Here is a 21,677-nt window from a genome sequence, read left to right as displayed (position 1 = left end):
ATCCGTACCCGCGCCCACCGGCGTCCGGCGCCAAGGTCATCCCAGTGGCGCAGCCCGTTCTCGGCCGCCGGGCCGCGCTCACCCGATCGACGCCCCGCGCCTGGACAGACCCTGACCGTGCGTGAGCCGTACAGCACTGGCCAACGTTCGCGGGGTGCGGGCGGCCCCGGGAGCCTCAAGGTGCAGGCCAGGAAGCATTCATGACATATATATGGAAAACGGGTGTGGCCCGGAAGGATCCCGAGCGAGGACGAGGTGGCTGAGGTGGCGGAAGCCCCGACGGACGAGTCGGCCGGCGAGAGGTCGGTCGAGGAGGGGGGATACCGGCAGGAACTGAAACGTACCCTCGGCTCCTTCCAGGTCTTCGCGATCTCGTTCGCGTTCATCTCCGTGGCCGTCGGCATCTTCTCCACCTACGACGACGTGCTGCAGAACGCGGGCCCCGTCGGCATCTGGCTGTGGATCCTCGTCGCGGTCGGGCAGTCCCTGGTGGCCCTGGTGGTGGCTCAGCTCGCGGGACGCATCGCCCTCAGCGGCTCCTCGTACCAGTGGGCCTCACGGCTGGCGAACCCGAAGGTAGGGTGGGGATTCGGCTGGCTGACGTTCTGCTACCTGTCGATCGCCGTGGTCGCCATCGACAACGCCCTCGCGAGCCAGGCGTTCATGCCGCTCGCCGGCATGAGGCCGGACGAGGACACGGCCCGCGTCATCACGCTCGTGGTGCTGCTCGTCCAGGCCGTGCTCGCGGTGGCGTCCACCCGCCTCGTCAGCCTGGTCAACAGCGCGGCGGTCGGGCTGGAGCTGGCGCTCGTCGTGGTGATGGCGGTCGCGCTCGTCGTCGCCGCGGCGGTCACGGGGAACGGCGCGGTCGGCAACCTCACGTCGCGCGGCATCACCGAGGGCGCCCCGCACTACTTCACCGTCGGCGGCGGGCTCATGATCGCGATGATCATGGGCCTGGCCACGCTCGTCGGCTTCGACTCCGCGGCGAACCTCGCCGAGGAGGCCAAGGACCCCTACCGCAGCGTCCCCCGAGCGATCGTCGGTTCGGTCGTGGCGGCGGGGCTGCTGGGCATGCTCTTCCTGATCACGCTCACCGTGGCCATCGAGGACATTCCGCGGATCAGCCGCGACGGCTCCCCGGTCGCCACGATCATGCGGGACCAGCTCGGCCCGGTGACGGAACGGACGCTGCTGGTCGCGATCACCTTCGCCTTCTTCGGGGCGGGGATGGTGGTGATGGTGGCGTGCTCGCGGATCATCTTCGCGATGTCGCGCGACGGGCGCTTCCCCGCGCACCGGATCATGCGACGGGTCAACCCGCTTACGCACACCCCGATCCCGGCCACCGTGCTCATCCTCGCCATGGGGGTCGTCCTGATGGTGGCGCTGCCGGGCGCCGCACTGCTGGAGCTCATCACGGCGTCGACGATCCTCCCGGCGCTCATCTACGGCTCGACGATCGTCCTCTACCTGGCGGTACGCCGGCGCCTGGGCCGCCGCAAGGGCGCCTTCGACCTGGGACGCCTCGAGCTGCCTGTCGCCCTCGCCGCCCTGGCTTGGACGGTCGTCGCGCTCATCGCCCTGGTGACACCGCGCGAGGCGCTGGTGCCCCTGGTGATCGTGGTGGGCCTGCTCGTCCTCGGCGGGCTGTTCTTCCTCGGCATGCTGGTCTTCGACCGCCGGTCACTGGAGGCCGAGCCCGGCGGGGTCGACGTCTTCAAGCACTGAGCTGCCGCGAACGCGGCGGCCGGGGCCGCTGACGGCACGATCACGGAACCAGCGGTCAGGCTTCCCATCGGGCCGGCAGGTCGTCGCGGATCCGCTTGAGATCCCCGGTCGTGCGTCCGTGCGCGTGGAGCCAGCACCGGTCGAGCACCCCGTCGCGGCGCAGCAGGCGGCCCGGGGCCGCGTACCAGCGCAGGGGTGAGTCCTCCGTGGCGGCCCACATCGGGTGGTCGGGCAGGTCGACCCGCGTGTAGCGCGCCGCGAGGTTCGGCAGGAGAGCGTCCGGCAACTCGCAGGCGCCGTAAAGGCTTCCTGCCCCGAGCAGCGACTCGCTCAGCACCAGCTCCACCCAGGCCACGGACATGCGGTCGAGGAACGGGACCCACCCCTCGTGCGACTCCACCACCACGGGCGGATCGTCCCGCTCGACCCGGTCCAGTGGGATGCCCCATGACGCGCAGTCCTGGTTCTCTGCGCGGAAGACGAGGACGCCGCCGAAGCCGTCGTCCACATGCAGACCCATCGGCGGGACCAGTGGATCCTGCTGCCTGGTCAGGTCGTCGCGGCGGCCGAGCAGCGCGTAGCCCTCCCGCAGGGCGGCGGGAAGCTCGAAGCCCAATTCGGCCTCGGCGGCATCCAGTTCGGCGGCGGTGCAGCCGTCCTCGGGACGCAAGGGGCGTCCCGTCCACTCGTCGGCGAACCGGCGCACGAAGTCCCAGGCCTGGGAGCGGCTGGTCACCCCGCCTCGCAGCGCCACCGCCACGTCGAGAGCACCGGACATGACGCATACGCTACCGTCCGGGTTCCCACCTGGGCCTGAATGTCGGAGCCGGGTGCTGGCTTCCGCGGTCCAAGGGAAACGGGAAGGGGCTGGCCGACGAGCTGGTCCAGGAGGCCGGCACGCACTCGATCCTGGACATCTTCCGGGTCATAGGGCCTGACGAGACCCCGGAGTACAGCACCGTGGAACCTGTGACGGCCGTGCACACGTCAAGGATTTCGACGTCTTCCCCCGGTCGCGGTGGGTCGGACGGTGCGCAGTGCTGCACGACGACGAGGGCGTCCCTCAGGAGATCTACCTCTGGGGCCACTCAGGCGACTGAACGGCACGCCTGGCCGCGTTCCTCGGTCGCCGACCAGAGATGGGACGAGTCGATCAAGGAGAGGTGAAACTGCTCTGGCTCCCGGCATGGACGACCCGGTCCGCTACTGGTTCTGTTTGCTTCGCTCCGCCGCCTGGGCGGGGGTGTCGTAGTAGCCGGGTTTCGCCAAGAGCACGGAGCTGAAGTAGTAACCCTGCTCCTCTTCTGGCTCATCGTCGGCAGCGAATGGGCGCCAGAAGCCCAGGAGCAGGTCAGGAGCAAGGAAGGTCGCCGGATCGTCCGGATCCGGGTCAACGGTGGCGTACTCGCGCATGTGCTCGATTACTTCGCGTGCAGGGAGCGCGAAGACGTCCAGGTCTCGGAACGTCACTCGGTCGGTCTGCGCCAGGGGTCTCCCCAACTCGATGGCCTGCAGGGTGCCCTGCATGCACTCCATGCTGATCATGAGGCCGCTGGGGCGAAAGATGTGTTGCCCTGGGCGGTCGGACTCGGAGAGTGCAGAGTGATCGCGGAGCGAGTCCAGCGCCGCATTCGCTGCTTCCCGGGGCATGCCGATCTGGAGCGGACCGACGCCGAGCGGCGGGAGGAGATCAAAGTGCATACGGGCATGATGCCAAGCGGTCTTGTCCAAGCCCCGCCGGCCGCCATGGAACCGCTTCCGCCGGTCGTGGCCGAGGCCTGACGGCGAGGCGTCGGAATCGTGTAGGGCCGAACTGGCGAGAGGGCCCGGCTGACGGAGGTCTAGGGATCGGCCGTCCGAGGTCGCACAAAGACGACCAACACCTCCGGATCGCTTTGCTCTTCGGGGCCTGAGACTGCGATCCCTTCTCCAAGCTCCCGATCCATGCCACGCTCGCGACGTGATGACACCACAAGAACTGCTGGAGGCATGTCCGCCCGGTGAGGGGCCATATGCCTGCCCTTGCTGTCACCTGCTGACCCTGGAGTCGCGGTGCCGCTGGGAGATCTGCGAGGAGTGCGGATGGGAGGACGACGGCCAGGACGACCTCAACGCGGACGAGGTGTGGGGCGGACCGAACGGCTCGTTGAGCCTGACCGACGCCCGCCAGGAGTACGCAGACCACATCGCAAACCTCGGGACGGAGAAACCCGCGTCAGTCACGGTCGGCGGTGAAGGGCTGTGGTGGACTGCCGCCCAGCAGCTCATGCGCGACCAGGGGTACACCCCCTAGCGGACTTGGCCAGGGTGAGAGCATAGTCCTGATCACAGCCAGTTGACACCCGGTCGCATTCCGTCGTCGGGTTCCAGGTCGCCTCAGTCCACTGGATAACACTGCGGTCGCTCACCGCTCCCCTCCCTCGTGCCTACGAAGCCATTGCAGTGGCCAACCCGTACGTACGCCGCCATATTCGAACGCGCGAACGACGGTATTTGGTCGAGCCGGTTGCCACCAAACCGAGCAGGACGCCGACAAGCCGGAGCCTGCGGCCTGTCCGCCACTCAAGCCGAACAGCCGCAGACAGGGGTGTCACTGTGGCCTTTAGGCTCCCATTCATGATCGGCGGGGCGTGCCCCGCAGTGGTGAAAGGGGGCTGGGGTGGGCTGGTGGAATGGGACGCCGGAGCGTCGGGAGCGGTGGGTGCTTGATCCACTGGTCGGGGTGGGGCCACTGCGGTTTGGGATGGATTCCGGCGAGGTGAAGGCCGCCCTGGGCGGGCCGCGCGACGGCGCCACCTGGGTCGCGGCCGATGGCACGTTGCGGGTTGAGTACCCGGGGATGGGCCTGAACTGCATGTACGCGCGAGGGACGAGCCTGGTCGCCGTGGCCGTCAACGCTTTCCAAGGTCCCCTGGTCCGGGTCGGTGAGGTGGAACTGATCGGTCGAGTTCCGTCCGAGGTGCGTGCTGAGATCCACGACCTTGCCCGCCGGGAAGAGGCCGCGGTGCGGGTGAACTGGAGTGGGGACCCGGAGATCGCGGCCTGGGGGGTGTCCATGGGCACCGAACCCGATGGCGAGCTGTCCGCCGAGGGCTATCCGGTGCAGAAGGACAGGGTGATCACCTCAGTGCTGCTCGTCGGGCCCGAGCTCGCGCACGACCCCTACGCGACAACGCCGGTGATGCACTGGCGCGACGTCACCGGCCGGGGACGAAACCCCGGGGCCTGGCCGGTGACCCCCGGACGTGACCGTCCGCATTGGGACTGGGTGCCGCTGGAGCGGGTGGGCCCGCTCCGCTTCGGGATGAGCCCGCCCCAGGTGGCGGACGCCCTGGGCGGCGAGGTCCCGGCGGGTCGGATCGGCCACTTCCCCTTCTGGCTCTACGCCACGGACGGGCTGTGGAATCTGCACGAGGACCGCTTCGAGAATGCCGGTGTGAGCGCGCACTACTGGACGAACCCGGACGGCGTTCCGCGGCTGGGCGCCGTGACCGCGTACGGGCGCACCGGGCCGCAGGTCCTGTACGCCGACATCCCCCTGGTCGGTGCGGCGCCCTCCTCTCTCGGAGCGGCCATCCTCCGGCATGTCGAGGACCACGACCTGGGCCTGTGCTTCAGCCCCAGCGGTGCGATGACCCCGTCCGGGGTCAACCTGGCCCTGGACACGGTGAGGGCCGGAGACGCCGCCGTCAGCGAGCCCACGTTCTACGCCGAGCACTGGGAGGGGTAGGGAGCGCGGACTGACCTTGTCTCCCCGGACAGCCCAAACACGCCAGAGGGGAGCCGGTCCAACGTCGGACCGCCGTGGTGGGCAAGTGTCATCAACGATGCGGATTTGGTGCCAACTGGGGGGCGAAGAGACGCCCGTTGCACCTGCTAGGGGGAGGTGTGGATGTCAGGTAGCTCGAAAAGGCTCACTCGCGCCTCCCGATGCAGGTGCTCCCCGGCGATGGGCGCGCAAGGCTGGGCCGTCTCCGGGCCGTGCAAGGTCGGCCGGCGACAACAGAGGGCGCTGGAGGGTGACGGGGGCCTCACCCATCCGACCTGGGGGCGCCGGATCGATCTGCGACACTGGATGAACCATGCCTGCACCCGGAGAACTCACATTCGTCGCGCCGCGCGGAGTCAAGAAGCCGCCGCGGCACCTTGCCGATCTTTCGCCCGAGGAGCGCCGGGAGGCGGTCGCGGAGCTGGGGGAGAAGCCGTTCCGCGCCAAGCAGCTGTCGCAGCACTACTTCGCGCGCTACGCCGATGACCCCGCCGCGTGGACGGACATCCCGGCGGCGTCGCGGGGGAAGCTGGCGGAGGGGCTGCTGCCGGACCTGATGTCGGTGGTGCGGCACAGCAGCACGGACAACGACACCACGCGCAAGACGCTGTGGCGGCTGTTCGACGGCACCCTGGTCGAGTCGGTGCTGATGCGCTACCCGGACCGGGTGACGATGTGCATCAGCTCCCAGGCGGGCTGCGGCATGAACTGCCCGTTCTGCGCCACCGGCCAGGCCGGGCTGGACCGGAACCTGTCGACCGGGGAGATCGTGCACCAGATCGTGGCGGGCATGCGCTCGCTGCGGGACGGGGAGATCCCGGGCGGCCCGGCGCGGCTGTCGAACATCGTGTTCATGGGCATGGGCGAGCCGCTCGCGAACTACAAGCGTGTCGTCGGCGCCATCCGCCGGCTGACCGATCCGGAGCCGGACGGGCTGGGGCTGTCCCAGCGGGGCATCACCGTGTCGACGGTGGGCCTGGTCCCGGCGATGCTGCGCTTTGCCGACGAGGGCTTCAAGTGCCGTCTCGCGGTGTCGCTGCACGCGCCCGACGACGAGCTGCGCGACACCCTGGTGCCGGTGAACACCCGCTGGAAGGTGCGCGAGGTGCTGGACGCCGCGTGGCACTACGCAGACGTGTCAGGGCGCCGGATCTCGATCGAGTACGCGCTGATCCGGGACATCAACGACCAGGCGTGGCGGGCGGACCTGCTGGGCCGGCTGCTCAAGCGTCGCCGCGTGCACGTCAACCTGATCCCGCTCAACCCGACCCCCGGCTCGAAGTGGACGGCCTCGCGGCCCGAGGACGAGCGGGCGTTCGTCGCGGCGCTTGAGGCGCACGGCGTGCCGGTGACCGTCCGGGACACCCGGGGGCAGGAGATCGACGGCGCCTGCGGGCAGCTGGCGGCTTCCGAGCGCTGATCTGCGCTTGCTAGGGTGACGGTCGTTTGCGGCCGTGCGCCGCGACGCCACGCACAGCACACAAAAGAACATCCGACAGGGGAGCGCGGAAAGCGCTGAGAGTGCGGCACGGCCGCAGACCCTCGGACCTGATCCGGGTCATACCGGCGTAGGGAGTCACCACATGAGCACCATCCGTCGGCGTGCGGCCGGCACCGTCCTCGTCGTCGCGCTCGGCGCGACCGCGCTCGCCGCCTGCGGCAGCGACGGCGGGGACACCGCCAAGGGCAAGGGCGGCACCGCCTCCAAGACCGTCACCCTCGTCAGCCACGACTCCTTCGCCGCGTCGAAGGGCGTGCTGAAGGAGTTCACGAAGCAGACCGGCTACACCGTCAAGGTGCTGCGCGGCGGCGACGCCGGCGCCGCGGTCAACCAGGCCGTGCTGTCCAAGGGCAACCCGCAGGGCGACGTCTTCTTCGGCGTCGACAACACGCTGCTGTCCCGGGCCCTCGACAACGACCTGTTCGAGCCGTACCAGGCCAAGGACCTCGACAAGGTGCCCGCCGCACTGCAGCTGGACGCCGCGGAGCACCGCGTCACCCCGATCGACTTTGGCGACGTCTGCGTCAACTACGACCGGAAGTACTTCACCGAGCACGAGCTCCCCGTGCCGGAGAGCTTCGACGACCTCGTCAAGCCCGAGTACAAGGACCTGCTGGTCACCGAGAACGCCGCCACCTCCTCCCCGGGTCTGGCCTTCCTCCTCGCCACCACCGCGAAGTACGGCGACGGGGGCTGGGAGGACTACTGGAAGAAGCTCAAGGCCAACGGCGTCCAGGTCGTCGACGGCTGGGAGCAGGCGTACTACGACACCTTCTCCGGCGCCGGCGGCGGCAAGGGCGACAAGCCGCTGGTCGTCTCGTACGCCTCCAGTCCGCCCGCCGAGGTGCTCGGTCTGAAGACGCAGCCCGAGCAGGGGCCGACCGGTGTCGCGAGCGGCACCTGCTTCCGGCAGGTGGAGTTCGCCGGCCTGCTGAAGGGCGCCAAGAACACCGAGGGCGGCAAGGCGCTCGTCGACTTCCTGCTGAGCCGCGCCTTCCAGGAGGACATGCCGCTCAACATGTTCGTCAATCCCGTCCGCGACGACGCGAAGCTGCCCGAGGTCTTCACCAAGTACGCGCCGGTCATCAGCGAACCGGCCACCGTCGCCCCGGAGAAGATCGCCGGGAACCGGGAGCAGTGGGTCAAGTCGTGGTCCTCGCTCGTGCTGAAGTAACGAAGACCGCCGAGGGGACGCGCGCCGGGGCGGCGGGCGTCCGGCCGCTCGCCGTACGGCTGGGCCTGATCGCCGTGCCGGTCGCGTTCTTCGGGCTGTTCTTCGGCTACCCGGTCGCCGCCATCGTCGCCCGCGGGCTCCGCGAGGGCGGGCGGTGGCGGTTCGGCCGGTTCGCGCAGGTGCTGGGCGAGCCCGACATCCTGCACGTGCTGTGGTTCACCTGCTGGCAGGCGGCCGCCTCCACCGCGCTCACCCTGGCGATCGCGCTGCCCGGCGCGTACGTCTTCGCCCGCTTCGACTTCCCCGGCAAGCAGGTGCTGCGCGCGGTGGTGACCGTGCCGTTCGTGCTGCCGACGGTGGTCGTCGGCTCGGCCTTCCTCGCGCTGCTGGGGCGCGGCGGGCTGCTCGACGAACTGTGGGGCGTGCGCCTGGACACCACGGTCTGGGCGATCCTCCTCGCGCACGTCTTCTTCAACTACGCCGTGGTCGTACGGACCGTGGGCGGGCTGTGGGCCCAGCTGGACCCCCGGCAGGAGGAGGCCGCGCGGGTCCTCGGCGCGGGACGCCTCGCGGCCTGGCGCAGGGTGACGCTGCCCGCCCTGGCCCCCGCGGTCGCCGCGGCCGCGCTGATGGTCTTCCTCTTCACCTTCACCTCCTTCGGCGTGATCCAGATCCTCGGCGGGCCCACCTTCTCCACCCTGGAGGTGGAGATCTACCGCGAGACCGCGCAGTTGCTGGACCTGCCGACGGCGGCCGTGCTGACGATCGTCCAGTTCGCCGCCGTCGCGGTGATCCTCGCCGTGCACGCCGGGACGGTACGGCGCAGGGAGAGCGCGCTGCGGCTGGTGGATCCGGCCCGCACCGCGCGCCGGCCGCGGGGCGCCGGCGAGTGGGGGCTGCTCGCGGGCGCGCTCGGTGTGGCCGCGCTGCTGATCCTGCTGCCGCTGGGTGTGCTGGCCGAGCGCTCGCTGCACGGACCGGACGGCTACGGCCTCGGCTACTACCGGGCGCTGGGCTCGGTGGCCGGCAGCGGCGGGACCTTCCTGGTGGCGCCCGTCGCCGCGGTCTGGAACTCGCTGCAGTACGCGGCCGCCGCCACCGCGATCGCCCTGGTCGTCGGCGGGCTGGCCGCGGCCGCCCTCACCCGGCGGGCCGGGCGCCTCGTGCGGGGCTTCGACGCCCTGCTCATGCTGCCGCTCGGCACCTCGGCGGTGACCATCGGCTTCGGCTTCCTCATCACCCTCGACGAGCCGCCGCTGGACCTGCGCTCCTCGTGGATCCTCGTGCCGCTCGCGCAGGCACTGGTCGGCGTGCCCTTCGTGGTGCGCACCATGCTGCCGGTGCTGCGTGCCGTGGACGACCGGCTGCGCGAGGCGGCGGCGGTGCTCGGCGCCTCCCCGCTGCGGGTGTGGCGCGAGGTCGACCTCCCGCTGGTGCGGCGGGCGCTGCTGGTGGCCGCGGGCTTCGCCTTCGCCGTGTCCCTGGGCGAGTTCGGCGCCACCGTCTTCATCGCCCGCCCCGACAACCCCACCCTCCCGGTCGCGGTCGCCCGCTTCCTCGGGCGGGCCGGGGAGCTCAACTACGGCCAGGCGATGGCGCTCAGCACCGTGCTGATGCTGGTGTGCGCGGGGGCGCTGCTGGCGCTGGAACGTATCCGCATCGACAGGTCCGGGGAGTTCTGATGACCCTGCTGCGACTGGACGGCGCCACCGTGCGCTTCGGCGGCCACACCGCCCTGGACGCCGTCGGCCTGGAGGTCGCCGAGCACGAGACGGTCTGCGTGCTCGGGCCCAGCGGCAGCGGGAAGTCGACGCTGCTGCGGGTCGTCGCCGGGCTGCAGCCGCTGGACGCCGGGCGCGTCCTGCTGGCCGGCCGCGACCAGCAGGGGGTTCCCGTGCACCGGCGTGGCGTGGGCCTGATGTTCCAGGACCACCAGCTCTTCCCGCAGCGTGACGTCGCCGGGAACGTTGACTTCGGTCTGCGCATGCGCGGCGCGGGGCGCACCGAACGGGAGCGCACGGTCGAGGAGTTGCTGGAGCTCGTGGGCCTGCCCGGCGCGCAGCGGCGCGCCGTCGCGTCCCTGTCCGGCGGCGAGCAGCAGCGCGTCGCCCTGGCCAGGGCCCTGGCACCCGGGCCGCGGCTGCTCATGCTCGACGAGCCGCTCGGCCAGCTCGACCGGAGCCTGCGCGAGCGCCTGGTCGTCGAGTTGCGCGGGCTCTTCCGGCGGCTGGGCACCACGGTGCTGGCCGTCACGCACGACCAGAGCGAGGCCTTCGCGCTGGCCGACCGCGTCGTCGTCATGCGCGACGGCCGGGTCGAGCAGGCCGGCACCCCGCTGGAGGTGTGGCAGCGGCCCGCCTCCGAGTTCGTCGCCCGCTTCCTCGGCTTCGACAACGTGGTGGCCGCCACCGTCACCGGCGACGCCGCCGACACCGCCTGGGGCAAGGTCCCCGTCCCCCCGGGCTCCCCGCAGGGCGCCGGGCGGCTGCTCGTCCGGCCCGCCGGGGTACGGCTCGTCCCGGCCGCCGACGGGCTGCGCTGCGACGTGCTCGCGCGTACCTTCCGCGGCGACCAGGTCACCCTCCTCCTGCGCCCCGAGGAGGGCCCCTCGCTGGAGGCCGGCTGCGCCCTGCGGGACGCCCCCGCCGAGGGCGACACGGTCGGCGTCTCCTTCACGGCGGACGAGGTCGTGGTCCTGGGCGGGTAGGGGCTGCGGCAGCCTTCCGCCGCCGAGCGACCTTCCGCGGCCCGGGTGGGTCGCCCCGCCCTGGGGGGCAACTCATGGAGCGCGCACGACGTGACATCTCGGCGGCGACGACGGTGGCTTCGGCGCTGCTGCTCCTGGCCGGCGGGGTGTTCGTACCGGCCGTCCCGCACCGGCACGGCCTGGAGAGCGTGGGCGCCTACGAGACGGCTCCGGGCCCGCGGGTGCTACCGGCTCTGACTTCGCGTCAGGCGTGCCAGGGCCTCCGGGGCGTCCTCGACGGAGTCGACGAGCACGATGCGCTGCTCCATGGAGCGGCCTTCCGCCAGAGCCTGGAGAAGGGGCCACGCCGGCAGGCGCCGGGTCCAGTGGTCCCGGTCGACCAGCACCATGGGGCGGGGGGCGCCGTTGGACTCGTAGTAGTTCGGCGTGGTGTTGTCGAAGATCTCCTGGACGGTGCCCGCGGCGCCCGGCAGGAAGACGACCCCGGCGGTGCAGCGGGCCAGCAGGCCGTCCTCGCGGGTGGCGTTGGCGAAGTACTTGGCGATGTGCGCGGCGAAGGCGTTCGGCGGCTCGTGGCCGTAGAACCACGTCGGCACGCCGATGGAGGCGCCGCCGCCGGGCCAGCGGTCGCGCACGTCGAAAGCGGTGCGCGCCCAGTCCGTGACGGACGGGCGGAAGGAGGGGACCTTGGCCACCGTCTCCAGGGCCTCGACGAGCATCGCGTCGGCGAAGGGCGCGGCGTAGGCGCCGAGGTTGGCCGCCTCCATGGCGCCGGGCCCGCCGCCCGTGGCCACGCTCAGGCCCTCGCGGGCCAGTGCACGGCCGAGGCGGGCGGCGCCCGCGTACGCCTCGGTGCCGCGCTCCATGGCATGACCGCCCATGACGCCCACGACGCGGGCGTCCGAGACGAGTTCGTCGAAGGCGTCGGAGACGGCGTCGTCGTGGATGCTGCGGAGCATCGACGCGTAGATGTCGCCGCTGCCCCGGGTGCGCAGGAACCACTGGTAGCCGCGGGCGTCCGGCGTCGCCTCGTAGCCGCCGTCGTCAAGGCCCTCGTACAGTGCGTCGGGGCCGTAGAGGGAGCCCCGGTACGGGTCGAAGGGCAGGTCCGGGACCGGCGGGAAGACCATGGCGCCGCCGGCGCGGACGTGGGCGGCCGCCTCCGGCTCCATCGGGCAACCCAGGAACACGGCCTCGGTCGTGTCGGCGGACATCAGGGCGGGCGTACGGGTCGTCAGGTCGAGCGACTGGACGCGGTGTCCGCGCAGCGAGCCCGACGCGGCGACGCGGTCGAACTCCTCGAGGGTCTCTATCTCGTGATCGTTCGGATCGTTCGGCGTCAGCACGCCCGCCACCCTAGCGCCCGCGGCGGGGGCCGCCGCCGCGGGGCTCCGGGCGGCGCTACGGCAGCGGCAGTGTGCCCAGGTGGGCGATGAGCAGGGTCAGCGGGAGCACGACGCCGAGGACCGCGAGGGCGCGCACGGCGGCTGCGTTGCGCAGCAGCGCGGCGGGCGTGCCGAGCCGGCTGAGGGCGGCGGTGGCCGGACGGCGGGCGCGCTTGGCGTCCACGGTCGCGGTGAGGGCGGTCGCGACCGCCGACAGGACGACGAGGACGGTGCCCAGCACGGTGAGCGGTCCGACGGGGTGCGCCACGGCGCCGAACCGGTCGCTGCCGGCGAGGGCGGTGGCGGCCACCGCGCACAGCGCGCCCAGCGGACGGCCCACCAGCGTCGCCTCCTCCTGGAGGGCGCGGCCCGCGAGGAGCCGCAGGGCACCCGGCCGGTACGCCGCCAGCAGCCGTCCGCACAGGTGGACGAGGCCCGGCATGGCCAGCACCATGCCCGTGGCCGTCAGCAGCCAGCCGCCGACGACGGCCGGGGCGGCATGGCCGAGACCGCCGGGCAGCGGGAGCGCGCCGTCGGGCCCCGGGGCGCCGGCGCCCCCAGCCGAGGAGATCTGCACGGCGAGGCCGATCGCCACGAGCGCGGCCCCCCACGGCAGGCCGGACGGCACCCCGCCGTCGCGGACGGCGGCCTCGTCCCCACGGGAGCGCCGTGGCCGCAGCACGACCGCGGCCGAGACGGCGGCGGCCAGCGGCAGTGAGGCCAGCAGGGTCAACGCGCCCGCGAACGGGAGTTCACGGTCCGCGCCCAGCGCCTCGGCGGCACCACCGAGGTGCGGGCCGGGCAGCTCACCACGGAGGAAGAGGAAGCCCAGGAGTGCGATCAGGACGCCCAGGCCGCAGTTCAGGGCGGAGCTCGCCGCGGCCAGCAGGGGCAGCCCGTGCCGCCCGAGCCCGGCCGAGGCCAGGCCCGCGTGCAGCCGTCCGCTCGGCTCCGTACGGGCCACGAGAACCGACAGGTGGACGGTGGCGGCGAACGGCACGGCGCACCAGAGCAGCCGGACCAGGCCGTCCGGGGCGTCCTCGGGGTGCGCGAGGGCGTGCCCGAGGACGGCGAGCAGCAGGAACCCCGTGCCGGCGGCCGCGGCGACGACCAGCAGCCGGCGCAGCAGCACCTCCGGACGGGAGCCGAGGGCTACACGGAGGCTGAGCACGAGTCGGCGTCCTCCCGATCCTGGTGCGGCATGCCGGCCACGAAGCGCCCGTCGACGAGGGTGACCACCCGGTCGGCGAGGGAGACGACCTCGGGTTCGTTGGAGGCGAGCACCACGGTGATGCCGTGCGAGCGGGCGGCGCTGGTCAGCATGCGCAGCACCTGGGCGCGGTCCGCGCGGTGCAGCGGCGCGGTCGGTTCGTCGGCGAAGACCACGGAGGGCCGGTTGACCAGGGCGCGGGCGATCGCCACCCGCTGCCGCTCGGCCTGCAGCAGCCGGCCGGGACGCTTGCGGGCGGCCCCGCCGATGTCCAGCCGGTCCAGCCACTCCTGCGCGGCGGCGCGCGCCGTGCGGTACGGGACGCCGCACAGCAGCAGCGGCAGCGCGGCGTTCTCCCGGACGGTCAGTTCGGGGAGCAGTTGCGGGCTGCTGTCGATCCAGCCGAAGCGCTCACGGCGCAGCCGCTCGCGGGCGGTCATGCCCAGGGTGTGCACGGGGGAACTGTTGAACCACACCTCGCCCTGCTCGGGGAGCAGTTCGCCGGACAGGCAGCGCAGCAGGGTGGTCTTCCCGGCGCCGTGCGGGCCGAGGACGCCGAGGATCTCGCCCTCCCGTACGCCGAGTGACACGCCGAGAAGAGCGGGTGAGCGGTCGTGCGCGTGGCGCAGGCCGCGGGCCCACAGCACGTCGTTGTCGGGTGGGTTCACGTTGGCCTCTAACGAACGCGGGGAGTCCGGGTCACTGCGGCACCGTACGCGCCCCACGGCCCGGGACCACGGTTACGGGGGCGCGTTTCCGGCGCGCGCCCACCCGTGCGGCGTAGCGGGAGCGAGGTTCGTCTGGAAGACCATCCGTTCACTTGCGCGACGTGTGGCTGTGGCAGGATGCGGCCGCCGTGCCTCCGGCACGGTGTGAGATCCGTGGGGGTTCATCGACATCCATACGCAATGCCGCCCTGCTCGTGGCAGGAGCGGTCGCAGGTGGTCTGCTGCTCGCACCACCGGCCCACGCGGCCGGGATCGCGATCGTCGGCACGACCATCAACAACGGCAAGCCCATCGTCATGGGGGCCGGCGGCTCCACGACCGTCACCGTGCCGGTCGTCACCGAGATCGCGGGCGTCTCCGGAGCCCCGGCCACCGTCGACGCCGAACTCACGGGGCTGGGAAGCGGCTTCTCCGTCTTCCTCGAGGGCACTTCGGGCGCCAACATGACCAGTTGGTGAGGCTGCAGTTCCGCAGGTCCGGAAGCGCCACCTATACGACGGTCACGTACGCCCGCACGGATGCCAAGGGCAACGTGAAGACCAGCACGACCGCCAAGGCGGTCGGCTTCTGGCGGTGGGCCTTCGGCGGCACCACGACCGTCGCGCCCGTCGCGGGGGGCGGGGACCGGGTCGCCCTGAAGTGAGCGGGGCCTGACGGGCCGCCGGGGCCGCCCTCCGTCGACGGAGGGCGGCCCCGGCCGCTGGATCCCGTGGTCCGGCGGGGACCGTCAGAGCTTGGTCCAGGCCTCCGTGAGGACGGTGCGCAGGACGCCCTCGATCTCGTCGAAGGTCGACTGGTCGGCGATCAGCGGCGGCGCGAGCTGCACGACCGGGTCCCCGCGGTCGTCGGCGCGGCAGTAGAGGCCGTTCTCGAAGAGCGCCTTGCTGAGGAAGCCGTACAGGACGCGCTCGGTCTCCTCGTCGGTGAAGGTCTCCTTGGTGGCCTTGTCCTTCACCAGTTCGATGCCGTAGAAGTAGCCGTTCCCGCGGACGTCGCCGACGATCGGCAGGTCGTGGAGCTTCTCCAGGGTGGCGCGGAAGGCGCCCTCGTTGTCGAGCACGTGCTGGTTGAGCTGCTCGCGCTCGAAGATGTCGAAGTTGGCCAGGGCGACCGCCGACGAGACCGGGTGGCCGCCGAAGGTGTAGCCGTGGAGGAAGGTGTTGTCGCCCTTGTAGAAGGGCTCGGCGATGCGGTCGGAGATGATGCACGCGCCGATGGGGGAGTAGCCGGAGGTCATGCCCTTGGCGCAGGTGATCATGTCCGGGACGTAGCCGAACTTGTCGCAGCCGAACATGGTGCCCAGGCGGCCGAAGGCGCAGATGACCTCGTCGGAGACGAGCAGCACGTCGTACTGGTCGCAGATCTCGCGGACCCGCTGGAAGTACCCGGGCGGGGGCGGGAAGCAGCCGCCGGCGTTCTGCACCGGCTCGAGGAAGACGGCCGCGACGGTGTCGGGGCCCTCGAAGAGGATCTCCTGCTCGATCTGGTCGGCGGCCCAGCGGCCGAAGGCCTCGGGGTCGTCGCCGAAGAGCGGGGTGCGGTAGATGTTGGTGTTGGGCACCTTGTGCGCGCCGGGGACCAGCGGCTCGAAGGGGGCCTTCAGGCCCGGCAGGCCGGTGATGGACAGGGCTCCCTGCGGGGTGCCGTGGTAGGCGACGGCGCGTGAGATGACCTTGTACTTGGTCGGCTTGCCCTTGAGCTTGAAGTACTGCTTGGCGAGCTTCCAGGCGGTCTCGACCGCCTCGCCGCCGCCGGTGGTGAAGAAGACCTTGTTGAGGTCGCCGGGGGCGTAGTCGGCCAGGCGCTCGGCGAGCTCGACGGCCTTGGGGTGGGCGTAGCTCCACACCGGGAAGAAGGCGAGCTCCTGGGCCTGCTTGTAGGCGGTCTCGGCGAGCTCCACGCGGCCGTGGCCGGCGTTGACCACGAACAGCCCCGCGAGGCCGTCGATGTACCGCTTGCCCTTGTCGTCGTAGATGTACGTGCCCTCGCCGCGCACAATGGTCGGCACAGGGGCGTTCTCGTACGACGACATGCGGGTGAAGTGCATCCACAGGTGGTCGTACGCGGTCTTGGAAAGGTCCGCGCTCATGGCTATCTGGTTCCCCAGGTGTAGGTCTGCTTCCGGAGCTTGAGGTAGACGAAGCTCTCGGTGGACCGCACGCCGGGCAGCGTGCGGATCCGCTTGTTGATCGTCTCCAGGAGATGCTCGTCGTCCTCGCAGACGATCTCGATCAGCAGGTCGAAGGAGCCCGCGGTCACGACGACGTACTCGACCTCCGTCATCTCCGCGAGGGCGTCGGCGACGGGTTCGATGTCGCCCTCGACGTTGATGCCGACCATCGCCTGCCGCCGGAACCCCACGGTGAGCGGGTCGGTGACGGCGACGATCTGCATGACGCCCTGGTCGAGCAGCTTCTGGACGCGCTGCCGTACGGCCGCCTCCGACAGGCCCACGGCCTTGCCGATGGCGGCGTACGGACGCCTGCCGTCCTCCTGGAGCTGTTCGATGATCGCCTTGGAGACGGAATCGATCACGAAGGCACCGTTGGCGCCCCTGTGATCCGGAGTACGAGTGGCCACGCACCCCACTCTGCACGAGAGGTCAGCCGTCACGCAAGCCCCGATCAATGAAATCCGTGGTTTCGGGGCTCGAAACTCACGGAATCCATTGTTTCGGAGTTTCGGCTATGTCGAATACGGCAGTGCTGCAGGTAGGCTGGGTCCGTCTCACACATCGGACAGCAACAGGGAGAGGTGCAGTGAGCGAGCTCCGTACCTTGCGCAACCACATCAACGGAGAATTCCGCGACGCCGCCGACGGGCGCACCACCGACGTGGTGAACCCCGCCACCGGCGAGGTCTACGCGACCGCCCCGCTCTCCGCCGCCGCCGATGTCGACGCGGCCATGGCCGCCGCGGCGGCCGCCTTCCCCGCCTGGCGCGACACGACGCCCTCCGAGCGCCAGAAGGCGCTGCTGAAGATCGCCGACGCCTTCGAGGCGCGGGCGGACGAGCTCGTGGCCGTCGAGAGCGAGAACACCGGCAAGCCGATCGGGCTGACGGCCAGCGAGGAGATCCCTCCGATGGTCGACCAGATCCGCTTCTTCGCGGGTGCCGCCCGCATGCTCGAGGGCCGCTCGGCCGGCGAGTACATGGAGGGCATGACCTCGATCATCCGCCGGGAGCCGGTCGGCGTCTGCGCCCAGGTCGCCCCGTGGAACTACCCGATGATGATGGCCGTGTGGAAGTTCGCCCCGGCGATCGCCGCGGGGAACACGGTCGTGCTGAAGCCCTCGGACACCACCCCGGCCTCCACCGTGCTGATCGCCGAGATCATCGGCGGGATCCTGCCCAAGGGCGTCTTCAACGTCGTCTGCGGCGACCGCGAGACGGGCCGCCTGATGGTCGAGCACGAGACCCCCGCGATGGCCTCCATCACCGGTTCGGTCCGGGCCGGCATGCAGGTGGCGGCCAGCGCCGCCAAGGACGTCAAGCGGGTCCACCTGGAGCTCGGCGGCAAGGCGCCGGTGGTGGTGTTCCAGGACACCGACATCGCCAAGGCGGTCGAGGACATCGCCGTCGCCGGCTACTTCAACGCCGGCCAGGACTGCACCGCCGCGACCCGCGTCCTGGTCCACGAGTCGATCCACGACGAGTTCGTGGCCCAGCTCGCCAAGACCGCCGCCGACACCAAGACCGGCGCCCCGGACGACGAGGACGTGCTGTACGGCCCGCTGAACAACGCCAACCAGCTCGCCCAGGTCACCGGCTTCATCGAGCGCCTCCCGGCGCACGCCAAGGTCGAGGCCGGCGGCCACCGGGTCGGCGAGCAGGGCTTCTTCTACGCCCCGACCGTCGTCTCCGGCCTCAAGCAGGACGACGAGATCATCCAGAACGAGGTCTTCGGCCCGGTCATCACCGTCCAGTCCTTCTCCGACGAGGACCAGGCCGTGGAGTGGGCGAACGGCGTCGAGTACGCCCTCGCCTCCTCGGTGTGGACCAAGGACCACGCCCGTGCGATGCGCATGTCCAAGCGCCTCGACTTCGGCTGCGTGTGGATCAACACCCACATCCCGCTGGTCGCCGAGATGCCGCACGGCGGGTTCAAGAAGTCCGGTTACGGCAAGGACCTGTCCGCCTACGGCTTCGAGGACTACACCCGCATCAAGCACGTCATGACGTCCCTGGACGGCTGACGCCGCAGGGCGAGATCCCTCCACGGCCCCGGACCGGCCCCCGTGTCCGGGGCCGTGGCATGCGCGCGTACGCTCCGCTCCATGGAGTATCGAAGAGCCTTTGAACAGCGCATACGCGCATGGCTGGTTGTCTTCGTCGGGTGCCTGGTGCTGAGCGGCGCCACCGCGTTCCCGCTCGTGCACGAGGTGCGGTGGGTGGACGGCTGGGGCCTGCCGGGAGCCGTCGGTGACTGGATCTCCCACGTGCGGGAGGGGCTGGACGCCACCGACGCGAAGTACCCGTTCATGATGTACGGGACGGACTGGCTCGCCTTCGCGCACCTGGTGATCGCGGTGGCCTTCTACGGCGTCTGGCGCGATCCGGTGCGCAACATCTGGATCGTGGAGTGGGCCATGATCGCCTGCGTCGGGATCATCCCGCTCGCCGCGATCTGCGTCCCGCTGCGCGGCCTGCCGCTGTGGTGGATGCCCGTGGACATGGCCTTCGGCGTCCTCGGCATCGTGCCGCTGCTGGTCCTGCGGCGGATGATCAAGCGGCTGGAGCGCTCCGGCATGGTGTCGGCCGAGCCGGCCGTCGCCTGACGGACCGGCGGTCGCCCGGGTCCGGGACCGTACGGCGAGGAGACCGCGGCCGGGCGGGAGAAGCTCACCGGCCGCCGAACTCCGCGCGCAGCACGTCGATGCGGTTGCTCGTGACGGCGTCCACGCCGAGCCGCTCCAGCCGTCGCATCGTCCGGCGCAGGTCCACCGTCCACGCGCCGACCAGCAGGCCTTCGCCGCGCGCCCACTCCACCAGGGGCGCGCGCACCAGCCCGAAGCGCAGGTTGATCCAGCGCGGGCGCAACTCCGACAGCAGCAGCGGCGGCACCGGCGCCGAGGTCTTCCAGGTCAGCGCGATCTCGGCGGCCGGGTCGTGGTCCCGCACCGCCAGCACGGCGGCCGCCTCCCCGCAGTAGTACGTACGGTCCCCGGCGCCCGCGTCCCGGACCGCGGACAGCACCGGGCCCGCGGACTCCGGCAGGGTGAGGTCGACCAGGGCCCGGCAGCCGTCCACGGCGGCCAGCGCCTCGTGGAGGGTCGGCACGCCCGGCGGCAGCCGGTCCGCCGCAAGGCCGGCGAGGGCGGAGTCCACGCCCCACAGTCGCTTCAGCGTGGGCTCGTGGAGCAGCACCGGCACGCCGTCGCGGCTCAGCCGTACGTCCATCTCCACCGCGTCCGCCCCCGCGCGCAGCGCGCTGCGCAGCGAGGGCAGGGTGTTCTCGCGGTGACGGTACGGGTCGCCGCGGTGGGCGACCGCTAGCGCTGCCATCCCGCCAGGTAGGAGTCGATCTCGGCGGTGAGCTTCGCCTTGCCGGGGGTGTCGAGGAACGAGGCCTCGACGGCGTTCCTGGCGAGCTGGGCCAGCCCGCCCTCGTCGAGCTGCAACAGCCGCGCGGCCACCGCGTACTCGGTGTTGAGGTCGGTGCCGAACATCGGCGGGTCGTCGCTGTTGATGGTGACGAGCAGGCCCGCGGCCACCATCTCCTTGACGGGGTGCTCGTCGAGCGTGGCGACGGCGCGGGTGGCGATGTTGGAGGTCGGGCAGACCTCCAGCGGGATGCGGTGCTCGGCCAGGTGGTCCAGCAGGCGCGGGTCCTGGGTGGCGCTGGCGCCGTGGCCGATGCGCTCGGCGCCCAGGTCGCCCAGGGCGTCCCAGATCGTCTGCGGGCCGGTGGTCTCGCCCGCGTGCGGCACGCTGTGCAGGCCGACGGCGCGGGCGCGGTCGAAGTACGGCTTGAACTGCGGGCGCGGCACACCGATCTCGGGTCCGCCCAGGCCGAAGCTGACCAGCCCGTCCGGCTGCAGTTCGGTGGCGATGCGCGCGGTCTCCTCGGCGGAGGCCAGCCCGGCCTCGCCGGGGATGTCGAAGCACCAGCGCAGCACGATGCCGAGCTCCGCCTCGGCCGCCTTGCGCGCGTCCTCGATGGCCTCCACGAACGCCTTGTCCGGGATGCCGCGGCGGACCGAGCTGTACGGGGTGACGGTCAGCTCGGCGTAGCGGATGTTCTGGCGCACCATGTCGCGGGCGACCTCGTACGTCAGCAGACGCACGTCCTCCGCGTCGCGGATCAGGTCGACCACGGACAGGTAGACCTCGATGAAGTGGGCGAAGTCCCGGAAGCTGAAGTACTCGGCAAGGGCGGCGGGGTCGGTGGGCACCTTGGAATCCGGGTGCCGCGCGGCCAGCTCCGCCACGATGCGGGGTGAGGCCGAGCCGACGTGGTGCACGTGGAGCTCGGCCTTCGGGAGTCCCGCGATGAAGGCGTCGAGGGCTGACGCGGTGTCGGACATGGGGCGATCCTCCTGCGGGGTCGGCGGCAACCGCCATCGTAAACGCGAAATTGCCTCCGTCCGGCGTCTTCGCAGGCCATAGCATTGCCCGACGTAGTCAGCAGGAAGGCAGCGATGTCCCACGAGCCCGAGCACCCGACGCCGCGCGACGCCGCGGGCGACACCCCCGGAGCGGCGGCCCCGTCGTCCTCGGCGGCCCCGGCGGACGCACGGCCCGCACCCGACTTCGAGCTGCCCGCCCCGGCGCCCGCGGCGCCCACGGACGCCGCATCCGGCACCGCCCCGGGCGGGGACGCCGAGGCGGGCGACGCGGTGGCCGGCGGCGTCGAGGGCACGGAGGTGCCCGGAACCGTGACTGCTGCGGAGGACGCGACTCCCGCTGACGCGCCGGTCGCCGATGCCGAGCCCGGCGCCGCCTCGGGCGGGGATGCCGCGGCGGCTCCCGACGTCGAGAGCGCGCGGGTGCCGGGAAGCGCGACTCCTGCGGAGGCCGTGACGCCTGCCGATGCTCCGGTCGCCGACGCCGAGCCCGGTGACGGCTCGCATGCCGTAGTAGGCGCGGCCGATGCTCCGGTCGCCCCGGACGAGCCTGCCGGCGCGCCGCCCGCGGAGGTGCCCGGGCCGCGGGATCCGTGGGCGCCGCCGGTGCCGGTCGCCCCCGGTTACGGGCAGCCGGGTGGGCCGGCCGGGCACAACCCCTGGGTGCCGCCGGTACCGCAGGCGCCGCAGGAGCACGTGACGCTGACCAAGCGCCCGGTACCCGTGGACGCACCCGCGCCCGGGCCGGAGCAGCAGCCGCGCGATCCCTGGGCCCCGCCGGCCCCGGACGCTGCGGCGGCCGTGCCGCCGCAACCGCCCCACGCCACGTACCCTGGCTACCACCCCGGCTACCCCGGCTGCCCCTTATAACCACCTACCCCTCCCCAAAAAAAACCTTTTTAAACC

The 21,677-nt window shown here is 71.7% G+C and carries 21 protein-coding genes, 1 pseudogene and 1 riboswitch; of the genes and pseudogenes, 12 read left to right on the top strand and 10 right to left on the bottom strand.

Features of this window, described 5'->3' with window-relative positions:
* The first annotated feature begins 264 nt into the window (after window positions 1–264).
* The gene (locus PV341_RS03420; RefSeq protein ID WP_500325716.1) at window positions 265–1,731 is read left to right on the top strand and encodes an APC family permease; all 1,467 of its coding nucleotides are present in this window, start codon (window positions 265–267) and stop codon (window positions 1,729–1,731) included.
* Window positions 1,732–1,786: 55 nt separating this feature from the next.
* Here PV341_RS03420 and PV341_RS03415 read toward each other — a convergent pair whose 3' ends face one another.
* Window positions 1,787–2,509 carry an SMI1/KNR4 family protein gene (locus PV341_RS03415; protein WP_500356656.1) on the bottom strand — a complete coding sequence of 241 codons (723 nt, stop codon included), beginning with the start codon at window positions 2,507–2,509 and terminating at the stop codon, window positions 1,787–1,789.
* Window positions 2,510–2,934: 425 nt separating this feature from the next.
* The gene (locus tag PV341_RS03410) at window positions 2,935–3,432 is read right to left on the bottom strand and encodes a hypothetical protein (protein WP_500356655.1); all 498 of its coding nucleotides are present in this window, start codon (window positions 3,430–3,432) and stop codon (window positions 2,935–2,937) included.
* Window positions 3,433–3,694: 262 nt separating this feature from the next.
* Between PV341_RS03410 and PV341_RS03405 the strand changes: the two genes are divergently transcribed.
* On the top strand, window positions 3,695–4,024 hold the full coding sequence (locus tag PV341_RS03405) for a CPCC family cysteine-rich protein (protein WP_500325866.1): 330 nt from the start codon (window positions 3,695–3,697) through the stop codon (window positions 4,022–4,024).
* Here the strand turns inward: PV341_RS03405 and PV341_RS03400 are convergent.
* The gene (locus PV341_RS03400) at window positions 3,996–4,139 is read right to left on the bottom strand and encodes a DUF5131 family protein (protein ID WP_500325721.1); all 144 of its coding nucleotides are present in this window, start codon (window positions 4,137–4,139) and stop codon (window positions 3,996–3,998) included. The genes PV341_RS03405 and PV341_RS03400 overlap by 29 nt on opposite strands.
* A 335-nt stretch (window positions 4,140–4,474) precedes the next feature.
* Between PV341_RS03400 and PV341_RS03395 the strand changes: the two genes are divergently transcribed.
* The 5 genes from PV341_RS03395 (at window position 4,475) to PV341_RS03375 (ending at window position 10,882) form a co-directional block, all read left to right on the top strand.
* Window positions 4,475–5,461: a hypothetical protein gene (locus tag PV341_RS03395; protein WP_500356654.1), complete on the top strand. Its 987-nt coding sequence runs from the start codon at window positions 4,475–4,477 to the stop codon at window positions 5,459–5,461.
* 352 nt (window positions 5,462–5,813) lie between these two features.
* Complete coding sequence (gene rlmN / locus PV341_RS03390; RefSeq protein WP_500356652.1) at window positions 5,814–6,920, top strand: dual-specificity RNA methyltransferase RlmN; 1,107 nt, start codon at window positions 5,814–5,816, stop codon at window positions 6,918–6,920.
* Between the two features lie 67 nt (window positions 6,921–6,987).
* Window positions 6,988–7,092, top strand: a riboswitch (TPP riboswitch).
* Window positions 7,084–8,175, top strand: a complete 1,092-nt coding sequence (locus PV341_RS03385; RefSeq protein WP_500356650.1) for a thiamine ABC transporter substrate-binding protein — start codon at window positions 7,084–7,086, stop codon at window positions 8,173–8,175. (Overlaps the previous riboswitch by 9 nt.)
* A gap of 68 nt (window positions 8,176–8,243) precedes the next feature.
* A complete protein-coding gene (locus tag PV341_RS03380) occupies window positions 8,244–9,857 on the top strand; it encodes an ABC transporter permease (RefSeq protein WP_500356677.1) in 1,614 nt (537 codons plus the stop codon).
* Window positions 9,857–10,882, top strand: a complete 1,026-nt coding sequence (locus PV341_RS03375) for an ABC transporter ATP-binding protein (protein ID WP_500325728.1) — start codon at window positions 9,857–9,859, stop codon at window positions 10,880–10,882. The genes PV341_RS03380 and PV341_RS03375 overlap by 1 nt, the downstream gene beginning before the upstream one ends.
* Before the next feature lie 224 nt (window positions 10,883–11,106).
* Here PV341_RS03375 and PV341_RS03370 read toward each other — a convergent pair whose 3' ends face one another.
* The 3 genes and pseudogenes from PV341_RS03370 to PV341_RS03360 form a co-directional block, all read right to left on the bottom strand.
* Window positions 11,107–12,237 (bottom strand): LOG family protein, encoded by a 1,131-nt coding sequence (locus PV341_RS03370; RefSeq protein WP_500325729.1) that lies wholly within the window; start codon window positions 12,235–12,237, stop codon window positions 11,107–11,109.
* A 46-nt stretch (window positions 12,238–12,283) separates the two neighbouring features.
* Window positions 12,284–13,438 carry a hypothetical protein gene (locus PV341_RS03365; RefSeq protein ID WP_500356647.1) on the bottom strand — a complete coding sequence of 385 codons (1,155 nt, stop codon included), beginning with the start codon at window positions 13,436–13,438 and terminating at the stop codon, window positions 12,284–12,286.
* Window positions 13,420–14,064: pseudogene (locus PV341_RS03360) on the bottom strand (ABC transporter ATP-binding protein); the annotation flags it as partial. The gene PV341_RS03365 and the pseudogene PV341_RS03360, both read right to left, overlap by 19 nt.
* Window positions 14,065–14,399: 335 nt before the next feature.
* On the opposite strand from PV341_RS03360, the gene PV341_RS03355 reads away from it, so the two are divergent.
* Both PV341_RS03355 and PV341_RS03350 read left to right on the top strand, forming a co-directional pair.
* Window positions 14,400–14,663, top strand: a complete 264-nt coding sequence (locus PV341_RS03355) for a hypothetical protein (protein WP_500356645.1) — start codon at window positions 14,400–14,402, stop codon at window positions 14,661–14,663.
* Window positions 14,657–14,848: a hypothetical protein gene (locus tag PV341_RS03350; protein WP_500325736.1), complete on the top strand. Its 192-nt coding sequence runs from the start codon at window positions 14,657–14,659 to the stop codon at window positions 14,846–14,848. The genes PV341_RS03355 and PV341_RS03350 overlap by 7 nt, the downstream gene beginning before the upstream one ends.
* 84 nt (window positions 14,849–14,932) lie before the next feature.
* On the opposite strand, the gene PV341_RS03345 is transcribed toward PV341_RS03350, so the two are convergent.
* Together PV341_RS03345 and PV341_RS03340 are read right to left on the bottom strand one after the other, a co-directional pair.
* Window positions 14,933–16,294, bottom strand: coding sequence for an aspartate aminotransferase family protein (locus PV341_RS03345; RefSeq protein WP_500325737.1), 1,362 nt, complete (start codon window positions 16,292–16,294; stop codon window positions 14,933–14,935).
* 2 nt (window positions 16,295–16,296) lie between these two features.
* Window positions 16,297–16,740: an Lrp/AsnC family transcriptional regulator gene (locus PV341_RS03340; protein ID WP_500325738.1), complete on the bottom strand. Its 444-nt coding sequence runs from the start codon at window positions 16,738–16,740 to the stop codon at window positions 16,297–16,299.
* Window positions 16,741–16,964: 224 nt separating this feature from the next.
* Between PV341_RS03340 and PV341_RS03335 the strand changes: the two genes are divergently transcribed.
* Both PV341_RS03335 and PV341_RS03330 read left to right on the top strand, forming a co-directional pair.
* On the top strand, window positions 16,965–18,401 hold the full coding sequence (locus tag PV341_RS03335; RefSeq protein WP_499514281.1) for a gamma-aminobutyraldehyde dehydrogenase: 1,437 nt from the start codon (window positions 16,965–16,967) through the stop codon (window positions 18,399–18,401).
* 81 nt (window positions 18,402–18,482) lie between these two features.
* On the top strand, window positions 18,483–18,983 hold the full coding sequence (locus tag PV341_RS03330; RefSeq protein WP_500356643.1) for a hypothetical protein: 501 nt from the start codon (window positions 18,483–18,485) through the stop codon (window positions 18,981–18,983).
* A gap of 64 nt (window positions 18,984–19,047) precedes the next feature.
* On the opposite strand, the gene PV341_RS03325 is transcribed toward PV341_RS03330, so the two are convergent.
* Both PV341_RS03325 and PV341_RS03320 read right to left on the bottom strand, forming a co-directional pair.
* Window positions 19,048–19,710 carry a glycerophosphodiester phosphodiesterase gene (locus tag PV341_RS03325; RefSeq protein WP_500356642.1) on the bottom strand — a complete coding sequence of 221 codons (663 nt, stop codon included), beginning with the start codon at window positions 19,708–19,710 and terminating at the stop codon, window positions 19,048–19,050.
* The gene (locus PV341_RS03320) at window positions 19,698–20,732 is read right to left on the bottom strand and encodes an adenosine deaminase (RefSeq protein ID WP_500356640.1); all 1,035 of its coding nucleotides are present in this window, start codon (window positions 20,730–20,732) and stop codon (window positions 19,698–19,700) included. Before PV341_RS03320 ends, PV341_RS03325 begins: the two co-directional genes overlap by 13 nt.
* Before the next feature lie 114 nt (window positions 20,733–20,846).
* Here PV341_RS03320 and PV341_RS03315 point away from each other — a divergent pair, with 114 nt between their 5' ends.
* Window positions 20,847–21,641, top strand: a complete 795-nt coding sequence (locus PV341_RS03315) for a hypothetical protein (RefSeq protein WP_500356638.1) — start codon at window positions 20,847–20,849, stop codon at window positions 21,639–21,641.
* Window positions 21,642–21,677 lie beyond the last annotated feature (36 nt).

The organism is Streptomyces sp. PA03-1a (assembly GCF_033792805.1).
In the GTDB taxonomy this organism is placed as follows: Bacteria; Actinomycetota; Actinomycetes; order Streptomycetales; family Streptomycetaceae; genus Actinacidiphila.
Note: the sequence above shows the minus strand (reverse complement) of the source record. Positions and strands in the feature narration are given on the sequence as shown.